The organism is Microlunatus sp. Gsoil 973, assembly GCF_009707365.1.
GTDB lineage: Bacteria > Actinomycetota > Actinomycetes > Propionibacteriales > Propionibacteriaceae > Microlunatus.
The window spans coordinates 1,303,796-1,320,747 of record NZ_CP046122.1; the positions used below are offsets into that span (position 1 = coordinate 1,303,796).

General features: G+C 68.1%; 17 protein-coding genes and 2 pseudogenes. 14 read left to right on the top strand and 5 right to left on the bottom strand.

Annotated elements, in window-relative coordinates:
* The first annotated feature begins 27 nt into the window (after positions 1-27).
* From GJV80_RS06090 to GJV80_RS06100, 3 genes are read left to right on the top strand one after another with little or no spacing between them, the layout of a single operon-like run.
* Complete coding sequence (locus GJV80_RS06090; protein WP_154687129.1) at positions 28-648, top strand: DJ-1/PfpI family protein; 621 nt, start codon at positions 28-30, stop codon at positions 646-648.
* A complete protein-coding gene (locus tag GJV80_RS06095; RefSeq protein ID WP_230208179.1) occupies positions 645-1,166 on the top strand; it encodes a MarR family winged helix-turn-helix transcriptional regulator in 522 nt (173 codons plus the stop codon). Before GJV80_RS06090 ends, GJV80_RS06095 begins: the two co-directional genes overlap by 4 nt.
* 47 nt (positions 1,167-1,213) lie before the next feature.
* Entirely contained in the window at positions 1,214-2,359 is a 1,146-nt protein-coding gene (locus GJV80_RS06100) for a serpin family protein (RefSeq protein WP_195909187.1), read from the top strand.
* A 29-nt stretch (positions 2,360-2,388) separates the two neighbouring features.
* Here the strand turns inward: GJV80_RS06100 and GJV80_RS06105 are convergent, their stop codons facing one another.
* Positions 2,389-3,639 carry an MFS transporter gene (locus GJV80_RS06105; RefSeq protein ID WP_154687131.1) on the bottom strand — a complete coding sequence of 417 codons (1,251 nt, stop codon included), beginning with the start codon at positions 3,637-3,639 and terminating at the stop codon, positions 2,389-2,391.
* Between the two features lie 298 nt (positions 3,640-3,937).
* Here GJV80_RS06105 and lhgO point away from each other — a divergent pair, with 298 nt between their 5' ends.
* Entirely contained in the window at positions 3,938-5,146 is a 1,209-nt protein-coding gene (lhgO, locus tag GJV80_RS06110; RefSeq protein WP_230208180.1) for an L-2-hydroxyglutarate oxidase, read from the top strand.
* A 22-nt stretch (positions 5,147-5,168) separates the two neighbouring features.
* Here lhgO and GJV80_RS06115 read toward each other — a convergent pair whose 3' ends face one another.
* On the bottom strand, positions 5,169-6,089 hold the full coding sequence (locus tag GJV80_RS06115) for an aldo/keto reductase family oxidoreductase (RefSeq protein ID WP_230208371.1): 921 nt from the start codon (positions 6,087-6,089) through the stop codon (positions 5,169-5,171).
* A gap of 122 nt (positions 6,090-6,211) precedes the next feature.
* Here GJV80_RS06115 and GJV80_RS06120 point away from each other — a divergent pair, with 122 nt between their 5' ends.
* The gene (locus GJV80_RS06120) at positions 6,212-6,676 is read left to right on the top strand and encodes an ester cyclase (RefSeq protein WP_154687134.1); all 465 of its coding nucleotides are present in this window, start codon (positions 6,212-6,214) and stop codon (positions 6,674-6,676) included.
* On the opposite strand, the gene GJV80_RS06125 is transcribed toward GJV80_RS06120, so the two are convergent.
* Positions 6,670-7,065 (bottom strand): (deoxy)nucleoside triphosphate pyrophosphohydrolase, encoded by a 396-nt coding sequence (locus GJV80_RS06125; protein ID WP_230208181.1) that lies wholly within the window; start codon positions 7,063-7,065, stop codon positions 6,670-6,672. The genes GJV80_RS06120 and GJV80_RS06125 overlap by 7 nt on opposite strands.
* Positions 7,066-7,079: 14 nt before the next feature.
* Complete coding sequence (locus GJV80_RS06130) at positions 7,080-8,102, bottom strand: acetamidase/formamidase family protein (RefSeq protein ID WP_154687135.1); 1,023 nt, start codon at positions 8,100-8,102, stop codon at positions 7,080-7,082.
* A gap of 65 nt (positions 8,103-8,167) precedes the next feature.
* On the opposite strand from GJV80_RS06130, the gene GJV80_RS06135 reads away from it, so the two are divergent.
* The 4 genes and pseudogenes from GJV80_RS06135 (at position 8,168) to GJV80_RS23735 (ending at position 11,408) form a co-directional block, all read left to right on the top strand.
* Complete coding sequence (locus tag GJV80_RS06135; protein WP_230208182.1) at positions 8,168-9,133, top strand: cyclase family protein; 966 nt, start codon at positions 8,168-8,170, stop codon at positions 9,131-9,133.
* Positions 9,134-9,167: 34 nt separating this feature from the next.
* Positions 9,168-9,818 (top strand): annotated as a pseudogene (locus GJV80_RS24955) (MFS transporter); the annotation flags it as partial.
* A gap of 25 nt (positions 9,819-9,843) precedes the next feature.
* Positions 9,844-10,539, top strand: coding sequence for an MFS transporter (locus GJV80_RS23730; protein WP_230208183.1), 696 nt, complete (start codon positions 9,844-9,846; stop codon positions 10,537-10,539).
* Positions 10,540-10,631: 92 nt separating this feature from the next.
* On the top strand, positions 10,632-11,408 hold the full coding sequence (locus tag GJV80_RS23735) for an SDR family NAD(P)-dependent oxidoreductase (RefSeq protein WP_230208184.1): 777 nt from the start codon (positions 10,632-10,634) through the stop codon (positions 11,406-11,408).
* A 31-nt stretch (positions 11,409-11,439) separates the two neighbouring features.
* On the opposite strand, the gene GJV80_RS06145 is transcribed toward GJV80_RS23735, so the two are convergent.
* Positions 11,440-12,396, bottom strand: a complete 957-nt coding sequence (locus GJV80_RS06145) for a nucleoside hydrolase (protein WP_154687137.1) — start codon at positions 12,394-12,396, stop codon at positions 11,440-11,442.
* A 192-nt stretch (positions 12,397-12,588) separates the two neighbouring features.
* Between GJV80_RS06145 and larE the strand changes: the two genes are divergently transcribed.
* From larE to GJV80_RS06170, 5 genes and pseudogenes are all read left to right on the top strand, one after another.
* Positions 12,589-13,461 carry an ATP-dependent sacrificial sulfur transferase LarE gene (gene larE, locus GJV80_RS06150; protein ID WP_154687138.1) on the top strand — a complete coding sequence of 291 codons (873 nt, stop codon included), beginning with the start codon at positions 12,589-12,591 and terminating at the stop codon, positions 13,459-13,461.
* The gene (larB, locus tag GJV80_RS06155; RefSeq protein ID WP_154687139.1) at positions 13,454-14,200 is read left to right on the top strand and encodes a nickel pincer cofactor biosynthesis protein LarB; all 747 of its coding nucleotides are present in this window, start codon (positions 13,454-13,456) and stop codon (positions 14,198-14,200) included. The genes larE and larB overlap by 8 nt, the downstream gene beginning before the upstream one ends.
* A 52-nt stretch (positions 14,201-14,252) precedes the next feature.
* Positions 14,253-15,505: pseudogene (larC, locus tag GJV80_RS06160) on the top strand (nickel pincer cofactor biosynthesis protein LarC).
* Entirely contained in the window at positions 15,502-16,362 is an 861-nt protein-coding gene (locus tag GJV80_RS06165) for an aldo/keto reductase (RefSeq protein ID WP_154687140.1), read from the top strand. The pseudogene larC and the gene GJV80_RS06165 overlap by 4 nt, the downstream one beginning before the upstream one ends.
* A complete protein-coding gene (locus tag GJV80_RS06170; protein WP_154687141.1) occupies positions 16,355-16,948 on the top strand; it encodes a PaaI family thioesterase in 594 nt (197 codons plus the stop codon). The genes GJV80_RS06165 and GJV80_RS06170 overlap by 8 nt, the downstream gene beginning before the upstream one ends.
* The last annotated feature ends 4 nt before the right edge of the window (positions 16,949-16,952 follow it).

The following is a 16,952-nucleotide window of genomic DNA, read 5'->3' on the forward strand; positions in this document are numbered from 1 at the left end:
TGCTGTCATATATGACAGCATGTTGTCATGAATGGATCCGTACCGCGGGTAGCTCACCTCGCCGTCTACGACACCGTCGCCGACTGGGAATACGGTCACCTGGTTGTCGAACTGAACACCGGCCGGTTCACCGGCGTGCCGTACCAGGTCCGGACCGTCGCCGAATCGCCCGGCCCGGTCACCACCATGGGCGGGCTGCGGCTGCTGCCCGATCTGGAACTCGCCGATGTCTCGCCGGCGGACAGCGCGCTGCTGATCCTCCCCGGGTCGGCGTTCTGGGACTCGGGTGGCGGTGCACCGTTCGTGGCCAAAGCAGCCGAGTTCCTCCAAGCCGGGGTGCCGGTTGCCGCGATCTGCGGCGCCACCGCGGGCCTCGCCCGGGCCGGGTTGCTGGACGCGCGCCGGCACACCAGCGCCGCGCCGGAGTATCTGGCGGCGACCGGATATCGCGGCGCTGCGGGCTACGTCGACCAGCCTGCCGTCGCCGATCGCGGCCTGGTGACCGCCGGGCCGCAGGCGCCGGTGCAGTTCGCCGCCGCAACGCTCGGCATGCTCGGGCTCGCGTCCGCAGAGCACCTGGACGCCTACGTCGGCGTCTTCCACTGCGCCGACCCGGCGGCCTTCGGGGCGCTGACGGCGGCCGCGTGACCAGTCGCATCGCCGGCGTACCGGCGCGCGATCAGTGGCCGGAGCCGCCCACCCATTCCGAAGAGGGCAAGGTCCTCACCCAACTGGTGCTGACCGTCTTCCGCCTCAACGGCCGGTTGCTCGAGGCCGCCGGTGGGCTGGCCGCCGCGGGCGAGATCACCGCCGCCTGGTGGCAGGTGCTGGGCGGCGTTGCCCCCGACCAGCCCCGCACGGTCGCGGAGATCGGCAGGGTCATGGGCATGAGCCGGCAGGCCGTACAGCGGATCGCCGACATCCTCGTCGCGCGAGGGCTGGCCGAATACCGGCCGAATCCACACCATCGCCGCGCCAAACTGGTGGCCCGGACCGAGGCCGGCAATTACGCCCTGCGCCGGATCAGCCTGGTCCAGCATCCGTGGACCGATCGGCTGGGCCGAGAACTCGGCACCCAACGGATCGCCGAGGCGGTGGGCGTTCTTGAGCAGCTTGCCGAGCTGATCGATCGCGAGGCCGACGCCGGCTCACCACCCCTCACGTAGGGTCGCAGACGTCCGAAGGAGTGGTCACGGCATCGGGAGGACCAACGGTGAGTTCAACGACACCAGACGCGACGGCCTCGATCCGGCAGTTCACCGCCGACCTGTACGCCCGAGTGGCCACCACACCCGGGAACGTCGTGCTGTCGCCCTACTCGGCCGCGATCGCGTTGGCGATGACCCTCGCCGGAGCCCGCGGCGAGACGGCGGAACAGATCAGCCGGGTGCTGCACACCCCGGTCGACGACGCCATCAGCAGCGCGGGCGCCATCGGTGGTCTCGGGCCCGAGCTCTCCTCGGCGGGCCGGACCGACGCAGACGTCATCCTGGACGTGGCCAACTCGGTCTGGGCGCAACAGGGTCTCTCCTGGGACCAGCAGTTCCTGTCCGCACTGGAGACCGGCTTCAAGGTGTCGCTGCAGCAGGTCGACTTCGACGTCGACTCCCACGGAGCAGCGCGGCGGATCAACGCCTGGGTCGCAGAGCAGACCCACAACAAGATCACCGAGCTCTTCTCGCCCGAGATGATCGACGAGCTCACCCGTCTGGTGCTGGTCAACGCCGCCTATTTCAAAGCCGCCTGGGATCAACCCTTCCGCGACCCGACCTCCGATCGTCGGTTCACCATCGCCGACGGCACGGCGGTACAGGTGCCGACCATGTCACAGACGCTGCGCCGGGTCGGCCGCCGATCGGGCGACGGGTGGCAGGCCGTCCGGCTGGACTTCGTCGGCGGCCGGATGGCGATGGCGTTGGTGCTCCCGGACGGCGCCGTCACAGACCTGGAGCAGACACTGGACCACCGGATGATCGCCGACCTGCTCGGGCCGTACGACCCGGTCGGCTCGTTGCAGGTGCAGGTGCCGAAGTGGACCTTCCGGTCACGCCGCACGCTGAACGAGGACCTCGCCGCACTCGGGATGCCGGCGGCCTTCGATCGCGACGCCGCCGACTTCAGCGGGATGACCGGCGACGAGCCGCTGGCGATCAGCACTGTCGTTCAGGAGGCCTTCGTCGCCGTCGATGAGGAGGGGGCGGAGGCGGCGGCGGCGACCGGCATCGTCGCAGTCCGTACCGCGGCACTCGCCCGGCCACAGACGATGATCTTCGACCGGCCATTCCTGTTCCTGATCTTCGACAGGCAGACCGGGCTGCCGGTGTTCATCGGACGAGTCAGCGACCCGCGCCGGACCTGATCGCGTCGGGCGGGTCCCGTCGGTCTTGATCAGGTGGCGGACGACCGACGGCGCCCGCTGGCGGCGAACACGCCTGCGGCCACGGCTCCGATGATCAACATGGCCGCCACCAGGGCAACCGATCGGGTGACGCCGATGGCAGTGCCGAGCACGCTGAGGGTCAGACCGTTGAAGGTACGCAGCCCCGCCGAGAACATGCCGTAGACCCCGAACACCCGGCCGCGTTCGCCCGCCGGCGCCTCCAGTTGCACGATGCTCTGGGTGATCGACATCGACCCCATGTTGGCCACCCCGCCGATCACCAGGACGATCATCGCGAGCAGATAACTATGGCTGGTCGCGAAGGTCAGTGTGGTGATGCCGAAGATCACCGAACTGATCACCGCCCACTTCGTACTTGGTTTGATCGCCCGGGTGGATTCCAGCAGGAACCCGCCGAGTACGGCACCGGCACCGTTGGCGAAGAGCAGGACGCCGTAGGCCGTCCCGCTGCCCGAGCCGAGCCGGCCGGCGAAGATCGGCATCGACACCTGCAACGCATTGCCGACGGTGACCGCGGTCAGTCCGGAAAGGATGATCATGCTGACCAGAACCCGGTTGAACCAGACCCGGCGGAGCACCCGGACCGAGTCGACGATGGTGACTCGCGCCGGGGCGGCGTCCGGTTCCCGGCTGTGCCCGGTGAACGGGATGCGCATCATCAGGATCTGCATCGGCAGATAGAACGCGACGTTGGCCCAGATGCCCCAGACCGGCCCCAGCCCGAGCAGCAGGGCCGAACCGACGGCCGGCCCGAAGAGCACACCGAGACTGCGGAACGTCGCGTTCAACCGGACCGCGCTGGGCAGTTCGTCGCGTTGGACGAAATCGTGCAACAGCAACTGTTCGGCCGGACCCCACATCGAGCCGGCCATGCCGTGCAGGACCAGCAGGACACAGGCCATCCACATCTGCAGGGTCCCGGTGGCGAACAGCACGCCCCACATGATCGAGACGAACATGAACAGGCCCTGGGAGATGTTGATCAACCGTCGGCAGTCGAAGCGCTCGGCCAGGGTGCCGAACCAGACCGACAACAGCAGGAACGGCAACCAGTGGCTGATCACCTCGAAGCCGACCAGGGCGGGGGAGTGGAACTTCTCCCAGAGCACCCAGTAGGTGATCACGTGCTCGTTGTTGTCGCCCATCATCGACAGCCCGGCCGTGAAGAGGTACGGGCGGGAATGCCGGTTCCGGAGGGCCGCGAATCGTCTTGGGGCTGCTGGCTGTGTGCTGGTCATCGCAGCCCGTACGCTATCGCCGAACGCGCGGCGCCGGCCGGCAGACCGTCTACCGGTGCTGGGCCGACCGCGGCCGAGATCCTGATCGGGGCCACTGCCACCGGTGACCGCGACGAACTGGTCGCCCCGGTCGGACCGATCGGTGCGCGCGGAACTGGTCAGCTTTCCCCAACTGCGGGTTCTTTCCTGATCGGTCCGGTGATCTAGCCGATTCCCACCCGGCGCGGCGTCAACCACGCGACAATGATCTGACGCCGGGCCGACGGCCTGCCGGCGCATTGGGGAGGACCGTGAAGGGGTGGGCGTGAAGCTGGAGCGGGTCGCTGTTGTCGGCGGCGGCATCATCGGTATGGCCACCGCGCGCGAACTGGCCAACCGGACCGATGCCGAGGTCACCGTGCTGGAGAAGGAGCCCGACATCGGTGGACATCAGACCGGGCACAACAGCGGAGTCGTCCATGCCGGGCTGTACTACCAACCGGGCAGTCTGAAGGCGCGCCTGTGCCGACGCGGGACCGAGCTGTTGCAGACCTTCGCCGAGCAGGCGGGGATCAGCTACGACGCCTGCGGGAAGCTGGTCGTGGCCAGGACCGAGCAGGAACGTCCACGGCTCGAGGCGATCTTCGAACGGTCGGTACGCAACGGCGTTCCCGACGTCTCGATTGTCGACGCGGACGAGCTGACGGCGATCGAGCCCGAGGTCTCCGGGGTCGCCGGAATCCACTCGCCGCATACCGCGATCATCGATTATGTGGCTGTCTGCCGGGCGCTGGCCGCCGACCTGCAGCGCAGCGGCGGCCGGATCCGTACCGGTGCCGAGGTCACCGGGATCGCCCGGACCGGCGACGGCGTACGGCTGACGACGGGCGGGGAGACGGAGGCGTACGACCTGGTGGTCGGGTGCGCCGGGCTGCAGTCGGACCGGCTGGCGCGGCAGGCCGGCGATCAGACCGATCCCAGGATCGTTCCGTTCTTCGGCGACTACTACCTGCTCAGACCCGAACGCCGATCCTTGGTCAGGGGACTGGTCTACCCGGTACCGGATCCGCGCTATCCGTTTCTGGGCATCCATCTCACCAAGCGGCACGACGGCGAGGTCATGGTCGGCCCGAACGCCTTCCTGGCGGCCTCCCGCGAGTCATACCGGCGGACCGCCATTTCGCCGCGCGATCTGGTGTCGGCGGCCACCTATCCGGGCTTGTGGCGGTTCGCCGCAGGCAACGCGCGGACAGCCATCAAGGAGGCCCGCCGGGCATTCACCCGATCGGCCTTCATCGCCGAGGCACAGACCTATGTTCCGGCGCTGACCGCAGCGGACGTGATCAGGGGACTGCGCGGCATCCGCGCGCAGGCGATGGACCGCACCGGAAGCCTGATCGACGACTTCGTGATCACCGGGCACGGCCGGATGATCTTCCTCCGCAATGCGCCGTCGCCCGGCGCGACCTCCTCGCTGGCGATCGCGGAATACGTCGTCGACCAGGCACTGGAGCGCGTGGCCGCCTGAACCTGCCGTCCGGATCGTAGGCTCAGGGAACGACGTAACCGGCGGCCGTGAAGAGCCGGTACCACTCCTGCCGCGTCAGCGGAATCTGCGAACCGGCGGCCGACTCCCTCACCCGGGACGGCTTGGTGGTGCCGAGTACCACCTGGATGTTCGCCGGGTGCCGGGTGATCCAGGCCACGGCGATACCGGTGGGCGTCACCTCGTACTTGCCGGCCAGCTCGTCCAGGACGTCGTTGAGTTCGGCGTAGTTCTCCCGATCACCGAGGAACACGCCGTCGAAGAAGCCCTTCTGGAACGGCGACCAGGCCTGCAAGGTGACGTCGTGCAGTCGGCTGTGATCGAGTAGCCCGTTGTCCCGGTCCACCGACTGGTCGAGACCGGCCATGTTGGCGGCGATCCCGGAAGCGAAGAGGGGAGCATGGGTGATGCTCAACTGCACCTGGTTGAAGGCCAGCGGCTGGTTGAGTGACCGCTTCAGCAGCTCGATCTGACCCGGTGTGTGGTTGGAGACGCCGAAATACCGGACCTTGCCCGCCGCGTGCAGCTGATCGAAGGCGGCCGCGACCTCCTCGGGCTCGACAAGGGTGTCCGGCCGGTGCAGCAACAGCACATCCAGATAGTCGGTCCGCAACGCCTCCAGGGACGCGTCCACCGAGCCGGTGATGTGCTCGGCGGAGAAGTCGAAATAGCCGCCCCGGATGCCGACCTTGGACTGGATGATCACCTGTTCGCGATCCTGCGCGGAGAAGGTGATCGCATCGCCGAAGCGCCGCTCGCAGCCGTGATCACCGCCGTAGATGTCGGCGTGGTCGAAGAAGTTGATCCCCTCGTCACGGGCGGTGTTGACCAGTTCGCGGATCTGATCATCGTCCAGCGACGAGATCCGCATCAACCCGAGAACCACATTGGAGGCCTGGAGATCGGTCCGGGCCGGCGTAAGCATCTTCACGTCGATCATCCTTGCCCATCACCTCCCGCGCGGCGACACGGGGTCGGCCCGGGTGGGTTGACCCGTTGCGGCGTACGGTGAACCGGTCAGCGCTCGGGTTCCGGAGGAAGTGAGCAATGTCAGCACAATCTCACGTCGAACGGTCAGATGCCGAACGATCAGCTGCCGAACGATCGAATGCCGAGCAGGACCGGCAGTTCGCCCAGGTCGTTCTGAATGATCATCGATTGGACCAGATCGACCGGTTCGTGCACGAGGACTTCGTCGAGGAGAATCCGCCGCCCGGGCAGGGACCCGGCCGGGACGGCCTCCGGGACTTCCTGCAGTCCTTCCAGGCCGCCTTCCCGGACCTGACCTGGACCGTCAAGGAACTCCTCGCCGAGGGCGACACTGTCGCCGCCTGGTCGGTCTGGGAGGGCACGCACTCCGGTGAGTACCTGGGCATCGCGCCGACCGGTCGTCGAGTGCGGGTCGAGGCGTGGACGTTCGACAAGTTCCGCGATGGTCGCCTGGCGTCGAGTCGGATCCTGATGGACATCTTCGGGCTGCTGCAGCAGTTGGGTGCGATCCCGGCTCAGTGACCCGTCGGAAGACCGGCAGCGATCAACCGTACGGCGGGCAGATCGGGCTCGGCGAAGGGCATCGCCGGCAGGTCGGCGTGGTGACGCCAGACCAGCTGATCATGATCTGTGCTGATCACCGGATCGGGCTCGAAGTCCTCGACCAGGTAGCAGCTCAACTCGATCGGGGCGCCGTCGACGATCGTGGTCGAGGTGTCCAGCCATGCCCCGACGGTGATCGACACGCCGAGTTCCTCGAGAATCTCCCGGTGCAGCGCCTGCTGCGGCGTCTCGCCCGGTTCGATCTTGCCACCGGGAAACTCCCAGCGTCCGCCGGCGGGCCGGTCGGTGCGCCGGCGGCACCCGAGCACCAGTCCGTCCCGCAGGAACACCGCTGCAACGACACGCACCGGACCGACCATGATCACCAGATCCGCGGATGGGCCGACCGATACTCCTCGGCCACGGCGGCCAGCCGTTCGTGGACGCCGCCGTACGGCTGGGTCGAGCCAAGTACCGACTTGGGGAACCTCGAGACGAAGGTGTAGTTGGGATCGCAGACGTTGGCCACCGGTGCGGTGCCGAGCTGGGACACCAGCTGATAGGCGTCGTACTGGTCGACCGGAAGCAGTTCCGTCACCCATTCGACCAGGTCCTTCTGGGAGATCCGATACGCGTCCTCGAGTGGTCGGATCGAACCCGTGCTCATGATCGAAGACGCATTCTCCAGCCGGGGCCAGGCCGGTGCGGCACCCTTGATCACCTCGACCGTGAACACCGTGTGCATGGCGCATTCCAGCCCGGTGCCGGTCACCTCCCCCTCGCCCTGCCGGGCATGGCCGTCGCCCAGTGCCAACAGCGCTCCGTCGACGTTGACCGGCAGGTACAGGGTGCTTCCGGCGCGCATCTCGGGTGTGTCCAGGTTGCCGCCGTAGGTCGACGGCACCACCACCAGTCGGGCCTCGCCGGCGGCCGGTGCCACACCGATGGTGCCGTGCATCGGATCCAACGGAAGGTCCAGGCCGAAGTCGCTGCTCAGTGCCGAGAACCGGGCGGTCCAGCGGTCGAGGTCCAGCTCGTAGAACCAGACCTTCTCCGGCAACGGGTCAGCCAGCAGGGCTGTTTCATGGGTCGGGGAAAGGGCACCGAAGTGCGGAAACAGGGACGAGATCGCGGTCGACCTCGATGGCACGATGTCGATGAAGTGGACGGCCAGCGCGTCACCCGGCTCCGCGCCCTCGACCTGGAACGGTCCCGACACGGGATTCAGTGCCTCGAACGGGACAACCTCGCTGGGCAGGTCTGCGGGGGTCCTGACCAACCCGCCGAAGCAGTCCTCGGTCGCGACCTGGACCACGTCACCGGGGGAGATACTGAGCCGGGCGGGCCCGGCGCCGAAGTGGTGGGCCCACTCGTCGGGCCCTGGTGTGTAACGGATGACGTTCATGACGACCGGCCCTTCCCTACCCGTTTGCTCCCATGCACCCGCCTCGGTACACGGTGGTCCCCATCATGCCCGAAGCAGTGTGGGTGCTCACCTGCAGCCGGTCCCTTCATCCGAGCCCGGATCCCGGCCCGGTTTGCGTGCCACAGACCGGGGTTCCACGCGATCTTGACGATCCACAGGGGTGGGCACTAGCTTCGAAGATCACGTTGATCAAGATCACTACGGACGGACTCAGCATGATCACCGGGAGACGGATCGTCGACCTGACGCTGGTGCTGGCCGAGGAACTGCCGGCGGCTTGGGCGACTCACATGCCGTACCAGCAGAAGACGTTCAACTACTTCACAGACCGCGATGATCAAGTCGCGCCGCTGAAGAGCGAGACCGGGCCGTACCAGACCCGCTGGTTGCTGATCGACGAACACACCGGCACCCACATCGACGCTCCCGCCCACTTCATTCCCGAACCTGGAACCGGTCTGCCCGACGCCGGGCCGGCCGGCACCGTCACCGTTGAGCAGATCCCGCTCGACCGCCTGATCGGCCCCGCTGCGGTGTTCGACATCGCCGACGATCTTCCGGGTTCCGCGCCCGGTGTCTCGCCGGTGATCACCGACCGGCTGATCGTCGATTGGGAAGCTCAGCACGGCCGGCTGGCGGACGGCGACATCGTGCTCTTCCGTACCGGATGGGACCGGCACTACCGACCGGGTCCGGCAGGCAGGGCCTACAGCCACGGCCCGCTGGTCACCCGGACGGAGCCCGGCTGGCCGGCACCCGACGTGGCGGCCATGCAGTTGATCATGGACCGAGGAGTCCGCTGTGTCGGCACCGACGGCGCCAGCATGGGCTCGGCCGACAACGGCGCACCGGTCCACCGGCTGGCGCTGGCGGACGGGGTCGCGTTCATCGAGGCGCTGGCCGGACTCGATCAGCTTCCGGTGCGGGGTGCGACGTTCTGTTTTGCGCCGTTGAAGGTGGCGCGGGGTACAGGAGCGCCTGGGCGGGCCTTCGCCTGGCTCCCGGACTGAGTCGCTGCTCCAGCCGCCCGGGACGCCGCTCCGAATGACCCGCCGAATCGGGTCACAGGCCGAATCGGATGACAGGGAGGTCGAGGATGGCAGAGGAAACGTACTGAGCACGACCGAGGAACGCGACCGCGGATATACCGTCTACCTGATCGTGATCGCGGTGCTGGGCTGGTCGCTCGCCTCCTACGACTCCAACATCCTCACGCTGACGATGCCGGACATCGCCTCGGAGTTCCGGCTCTCCTCGGGCATCCTGGGTGTGCTCGGCTTCATCGTCTACGGCGCGGAGTTCATCCTTGCGCTGTTCGTCGGCTGGGGCATGGACCGCCGGGGACGCAAATGGATGTGGATGTTCTGTCTGCTGCTGGCGGCACTGTTCACCGGCCTGACCTTCTTCGTGCAGAGCTTCTGGCAGCTGGCCGTCGTCCGTGCGCTGGCCTCAGGATTCGCCCAGGCCGAGCTGGCCGTGTCGATCACGCTGGTCAACGAGCAGGTGCCGTCGCGGCGCCGGGGGTTGTTGTATTCCATAGTGCAGGGCGGCTGGCCGATCGGTGTCTTCCTGGTGTCCGGTCTGTATCTGCTGGTCGGCGGATGGGGCTGGCGGACCGTCTACCTGTTCGGCGTCATCCCGTTGATCCTGGTCGCGGTCGGCCGGCTGTGGATCAAGGAGTCGGAACGCTTCCTGCACCTGCGAGCCATGCGCCGAAGCGGTGGCAGCCGGGGACCGGCAGACGGTCGACCGGCTCCAGGCCGAACGCCCGATGGCGGCCGAGGAACTGCAGCGGGGATCGGTCCGGCAACTGTTCGCCACACCCGGTCCGGTCCGGACGACACTGATCCGGCTGACGATCACCTGGCTGTGTTATGCCACCTCCTTCGTCGCCACGAACGTGTACATCACCTACTGGCTGACCACGGTCAAGGGTTGGACAGCGTCCCAGGCCGCCACCCTGCTGTTGGTCTGCGGCGGCATCGGCTTCTTCTTCTACCTGCTGGGCGGGCTGCTCGGCGAGCGTTTCGGCCGGCGGAACGTCCTGGTCATCTCCGGAATCCTGGTCGGCCCGCTGAACCTCGTGCTGTTCCTGGTGGACAGCCACGTCTGGGTCGCCGTGGTGTTCTTCCTCGTCTACCAGGCGACCAACGGGACCTGGTCCGGCGCCGGGTACGCCTATCAGGCCGAGTCCTTCCCGACCCGGGTCCGAGCACCCGCCATCGGCTGGATGGGTGCAATGTTCGTCGGCGGGTTGATGCTCGGCAGTCTGTTGTGGACCGTTCTCAACGAAGCCTGGACGCTGACCGTCGCGTGGTTGGTGATCGGGGTCGCGGTGGGTATTGCGCAGGGGGTGGCGACCTTCTTCCTGCCCAATATCCGACCGGGACAGGAACTGGAGCAGATCGCTACGTGACTCGCCACCCTGAGTCGCCCCACGAACCGCCTCGAAGTTCGCCCGTGACAGGATCACAGCCGACCCGACACCCGTCCCCAGGAGGATTGTTCATGGCTCAGCCGACCGAGTTCCCCGACCAGCGGACCGCAGTGATCACCGGCGGCGCCTCCGAACGCGGCATCGGCAAGGCGACCGCGCGCCGGCTCGCCGCCGCGGGTTGGTCGGTCGCGATCATGGATGTCTCGGTGACCGACGCCGAGCGTACGGCGGAGGAGATCAGTTCGCGCTACGACGTGCGCGCTGTCGGGGTCGGTGCCGACGTTGCCGATCCCGAGTCGGTCGACGCGGCGTTCGGCATCATCGAGCGTGAGCTGCCGCCGGTCGTCGGGCTGGCCAACGTCGCCGGGATCAGCTCACCGACGCCGTTCATGGAAACCACCGTCGCGGAGTGGGATCGGGTGATGGCGATCAACCTGCGCGGCGCGTTCGTCGTCACCCAGCGAGCGCTGCACGGCATGATCGACCGGCGACTGGGACGGATCGTCAGCATCTCCTCGATCTCGGCCCAGCGGGGCGGCGGAACCTATTCCAAGGTCGCCTACAGCGCCTCCAAGGCCGGCCTGCTCGGCTTCACTCGGGCGGTCGCCCGTGAGGTGGGTGAGTACGGCGTCACCGTGAATGCCGTGGCACCGGGTCCGATCGACACCGACATCATGGGTGGCACGCTGACCGACGACCGCAAGGCCGAGATGTCGGCGGGCGGCATGCTCGGCCGGGTCGGTACCCCGGATGAGGTCGCTGCCCTGATCGCCTTCCTGCTCGGCCCGGACGCCGGCTACATCACCGCCGCGACCTACGACATCAACGGCGGCATCCAGATCTCGTAGTCCATTCCGGTTCTCCGGGCGGTTCTGGAACCTAGAGACTGCCCATCAGGTTCAGGAAATGCTGGGTGAAGGCGGAGGCGTCGACGGCCACGGCGATCCGGGCGTTCGGAGCCGGTGGGTTCGCCGAGCGGAGCAGGTCGGTGATCATCATCCCGCGCCCGGGTACGTCGCCGGTGATCACATCGACACGCGCGTCCGCCCAGGTGATCAACTCCGGATGGGTGATCGCCGCCACCGCCAGCGGATCGTGCATCGCGCAGGAGTCCTGGTCCTGCGGACTGCCGGGCTGATTCCGGCGTTGATGATCGATCCACGCCTGCGTCGCGGCGCCGGCGAACGGTGCGAAGTCGCCGGGTGCCGAGGACAGCCGCCGGGCATCGGCTCGGGTCAGGCGTACCTGCAGGGTGACGTCCAGACCGACCCAGCGTTGCCTAGCTCCGCTGCGCAGTACGGCGGCCGCGGCTTCGGGATCGCTCCAGACGTTGAACTCGCCGGGCATCCCGCTCTCCCCGGTGATCCCGAGGAACACCCCGCCCATGATCACGATCTCCTTGACCGCGGACGCCAGGCCCGGCTCGATCGCCAGCGCCGCAGCAACATTGGTCAGCGGGCCGATCGCGACCACATCGATCTCCCCGGGCTCGGCCATGATCTTTTCGGCGAGCAGCGCCGGGGCATAGCCGGGCGCCGGGGAGAGGCCGATCCCGTAGGAGCCCGTCACCTCCTGCGGAGCCGGACGCCTGGTCTCGGGATGGATCAGCGGTGTTGCGGCGCCCTTGACCACCGGCACGTCGTGGACACCCAGCCGGCGGAGCAGTTCGAGGCTGAGCACCGTGGCACTGTCCACATCGGTGTTGCCGTTGACCGTGGAGACCAGTTCCAGTTGCAGCTCAGGGTCGGCGTGGGCCAGCGCCAGCGCGAAGCCGTCGTCGATGTCCGAGCCCGGTGCGCCCATGGCCAGATCGGTGTCGAGAATGATCTTGTTCATCAGCTGCAGTACATCACGTCAGGTGGTACTACGTCGATGACCGATCCTGGTCGCGCAGGTGATGGGGTGACCCGGCTGGTGCAGGAGAGCACCGGCAAGGCAGACTAGGCAGCGGTGGGAAGCCCGGCCCGCCGGTGAACCGTCAAGATCGTCGTACCCCCATGCGGGGACGGCAGACGAAAGGGCAGGTGGATGACGTCGGTAGGACCCGCGGTCGACCAGCAGATCTTCGATCCCGGCGACGACCCGCAGCTCGAACGACTGGACCGGCAGTTCGCCGGCGTCGGTAGGCTGGGCGTCGCCTTCTCCGGGGGTGTCGACTCATCGGTCCTGTTGGCGGCGGCGGTGCGCAAGCTCGGCGCCGACCGAGTCATCGCGATCCTCGGAGTCTCACCCAGCCTTGCCAGCTCCGAACGTGCCGCCGCCCATGAGGTGGCCCGTTTCATCGGAGCACCGGTGATCGAGGTGGAGACCCACGAGGGGGACCGGCCCGAATACCGCGCCAACGGCGCGGACCGCTGCTTCTTCTGCAAGGACGAGTTGTTCACCCGCATCGACGACCAGCTGGTGGCCGAACACGCCCTGGACGCGGTCGCGTACGGCGAGAACGCCGACGACGCACTCCGACCGGACCGGCCGGGCGCGACTGCCGCGACCCAGCATCGGGTGCTGCGTCCCCTGGCCGATGCAGGTCTGGACAAGGCAGCGGTACGCCGACTGGCCCGCGCCTGGCAGCTGCCGTCGGCGGACAAGCCTGCCGCGCCCTGCCTGGCGTCCCGGATCCCGCACCACCAGGAAGTCACCCCGGAGAAGCTGCAGCAGGTCGACCAGGCCGAGGCCGGACTTCGGGAGCTCGGCTTCACCGACTTCCGGGTCCGCCACCACGGCGAGATCGCCCGGATCGAACTGCCCGCCGCTGACCTGGTCCGGGCGGTCACCCCACCGCTGTCCGGCGACATCCGCCGCACCATCCAACGGGCCGGCTTCCGCTACGCCGCTGTCGATCTCGGCGGCATGCAGTCCGGCGCCTTCACCCTGACCGTGCTCGGCCAACACCATGACTGAGCCGCACCACAAGGCTGTGCCGGAGGCCCGGTCCGAGTCCCTGGTCCCGGGCGACCCGTTGGAGGGCATCGCGGATCTCGACCTCGGGCGGGCGCACCGCCGCGGCTACCCCGAGGCGGTGTTCTGCGAGGGCAAGAGCGTCGACCAGGTCGCCGCGATCGCCGGCGTTCTCGCCCGGCACCCCGAGCAGATCACGCTGTTCACCCGCGCCTGCGAACAACAGGCCAAGGCGATCCTCGGCGTGCTGCCCGACGCCCACTGGGACCAGACCGCACGGCTGGTCGCCTGGCCGCCGGCGGTCCCGGAACCGACTGGAGGACGCGTCCTGGTGCTGTGTGCCGGCACGTCCGATCTGCCGGTGGCCCGGGAGGCGGTGCTCACCGCCCGCTACCTGGGACGGGACGCCGAGCTGGTCGCCGACGTCGGAGTCGCCGGGTTGCACCGGGTGCTATCGAAACTCGACCTGCTCCGTGAGGCCCGGGTCATCGTCGTCGCGGCGGGAATGGACGGTGCGCTGCCCAGTGTCGTTGCAGGCCTGGTCAGCTGCCCGGTCGTCGCCGTGCCCACCTCCGTCGGGTACGGCGCAGCCTTCGGCGGGATCGCGCCGTTGCTGTCGATGCTGAACGCCTGCGCTCCGGGCGTTGCCGTGGTCAACATCGACAACGGCTACGGTGCCGGTCACCTGGCAGCGCAGATCAGCTCCCCGGACCAGACCTCGCCCGAGGCGACCGATGGCTGAACCGGGCGCACGGCATGCCTGGATCGACGCCTCGGCGGGCGTCGCCGGTGACATGCTGCTCGGCGCGTTGATCGATGCCGGTGCCGACCTCGACGTCGTCCAGCGGTGCATCGACGCGGTCGTCGGCGATGCTGTCCGGCTGCGGCGCGAACGGGTGACCCGTGCCGGAATCGCCGCGACCAAGGTGCACGTCGACCTGCTGGTCGCCGATCCTCCGCACCGGACCTGGCGCACGATCCGGGGCATGCTCGCCGAAGCCGACCTTCCCGAACCGGTACGCCGCCGGGCGACCGCCGTCTTCGCCCGTCTGGCCGACGCCGAGGCACAGGTGCACGGCACCGGCCCGGAGCAGATCCATTTCCACGAGGTGGGTGCGCTGGATTCGATCGCCGACATCGTCGGCGTCTGCGCCGGACTCGCTGATCTGGGAATCAGCGCGATCACCGGCAGCCGGGTCGCCGTCGGTTCCGGCACGGTGAAGGCCGCTCACGGCAGGATCCCGGTCCCGGTGCCGGCCGTCACCCGGCTGGCCGCCGGCTGGGAGATCGTTGCCGGCGGCGAGGGGGAGTTGACCACGCCGACCGGCATGGCGCTGATGGTCACGCTGTCCGCCGAGTGCACCGATCTCCCGGCGATGCGGATGCAGACCGTCGGCCTCGGCGCCGGCACCAAGGATTTCGACGGCCGCGCCAATGTCACCCGGATCCTGATCGGCGACCCGGCCGCCGCATCCGCGACCGATGACGGTGACCCGGCGGTGCTGCTCGAGGCGAACGTCGATGATCTTGATCCGCGTCTGTGGCCCGGTGTGCTCGCCGACCTGCTGTCGGCCGGCGCCTCCGATGCTTGGATGATCCCGATCACCATGAAGAAGGGCGGCCCGCCCACACGCTCGCCGTATTGGCCCATCCCTCGGCCGCGGGAAGGCTTCGGGAAATGATCTTCGACCGGACCAGCACGATCGGTGTTCGGCAGCAGGACTACCGCAAGTTCGCACAGCCCCGCGCCTGGGTCAGGACCAATGTCACTGACGGGCCGGTGATGATCAAACTCGCCCACCGCAACGGCGTCATCCAACAGGCGACTCCGGAGTTCGACGACGTCAGCCGACTGGCGGCCTCCGTCGGGAAGCCGGCCAGGGTCGTCCTCTCCGAGGCGGTCGCGGCGGCCTGGTCGGCCGGTCTGCGCCCTGGTGACCAGGTGCCGGAGAACGCCCAGAGCCACCGCGACGGCAGGAAACCAATCACCGGATCCGTGAGCCCGGATGCCACCACCACACCAACAACGCAGGAGGACAGATCATGATCCCCACCTTGAATTTCGGCCGGACCGGGCACGAGTCGACCCGGATCATCTTCGGTGCTGCGGCTTTGTCCGACGTGACCCAGGACGAGGCGGACCAGACCTTCGAGTTGATCCGCCGGCACGGCATCAACCACATCGACACGGCCGCCAGCTACGGCGCCGCCGAGGATCGGCTCGGCCCGTTCATCGCCGAGCACCGCGACGAGTACTTCCTCGCCTCCAAGACCGGTGACCGCACCCGTGACGAGGCGTACGCATCGATCCAGCGGTCGCTGGAGCGGATGCGTACCGATCATCTCGACCTGATCCAGTTGCACAACCTGGTCGACGAGGAGGAGCGACAGACCGCCCTGGGCCCGGGTGGGGCGCTGGAGGCCTGCGTGCAGGCACGCGACGAGGGTCTGGTGACCTACATCGGGATCACCGGTCACGGAACGACGGTCGCCGCCCAGCACTACAAGTCGCTGCAGGTGTTCGACTTCGACTCCGTGTTGTGCCCGTACAACTTCCCGATGAGCCGCAACGAGCAGTACATCGCCGACTGGCAGCGGCTCTACGAGTACTGCCAGGAGAAGAACGTCGCGTTCCAGACGATCAAGTCGATCACCCGGGCGCCCTGGCAGGAGGGCAAGGAGCACTTCGCGGCCACCTGGTACGAGCCGCTGCAGGACCAGTCAGCCATCGACACCGCCGTCGGCTGGGTCCTCGGCCAGCCGGGCGTCTTCCTGAACACGGTCGGCGACATCCACATCCTGCCCAAGGTGCTGGACGCCGCGGAGCGGTTCACCGCCCGGCCCGACGAGGCAGCGATGGCCGAACTGGAACGGGCGTGGGGGATGGAACCGCTCTTTGTCTAATCCGATTCCACAACGCAAGCCGTCCAGCGATCATCCAACCGACCCGGCCTGGTCCGAGATCCTCGATCTCGGGCCACGGCCGGATCGTAAACCGGCGGACGAACGGCAGCGCAGCTACGGCTGGAGCGACCCGGCCGAGCTGGCCCGGATCGCGCCGCAGACCACCGGGTTGCAGTTCCTGCAGAAGATGATCAACGGCGAGGTGCCCAGCGCTGCACTCAGCCGGACCCTGGCATTCGATCTTGTCGAAGCCGAACCCGGACGGGCAGTGATCATCTCCCGGCCGGCCGAGTTCCAGTGCAACGCGATCGGCACCGTACACGGCGGCGTGATCGCATCCTGGGCGGACACCGCCATGGGCTATGCGATCCAGACCCGGCTGCCGAAGGGCACAAGCCTGACCACCCTCGACATCCAGGTGCGCTATCTCCGGCCGGTCCGTCCCGAGGATGCGCCGGTCAAGATCACCGGACTCGCCGAACACGTCGGACGGCGCACCGGCACCGCCCGGGCAGAGGTGTACGACGATCGCCGCCGACTGCTGGCCACCGCAACCACCAGCTGCCTGGTCCTCGGTCCCTCCTGACCAC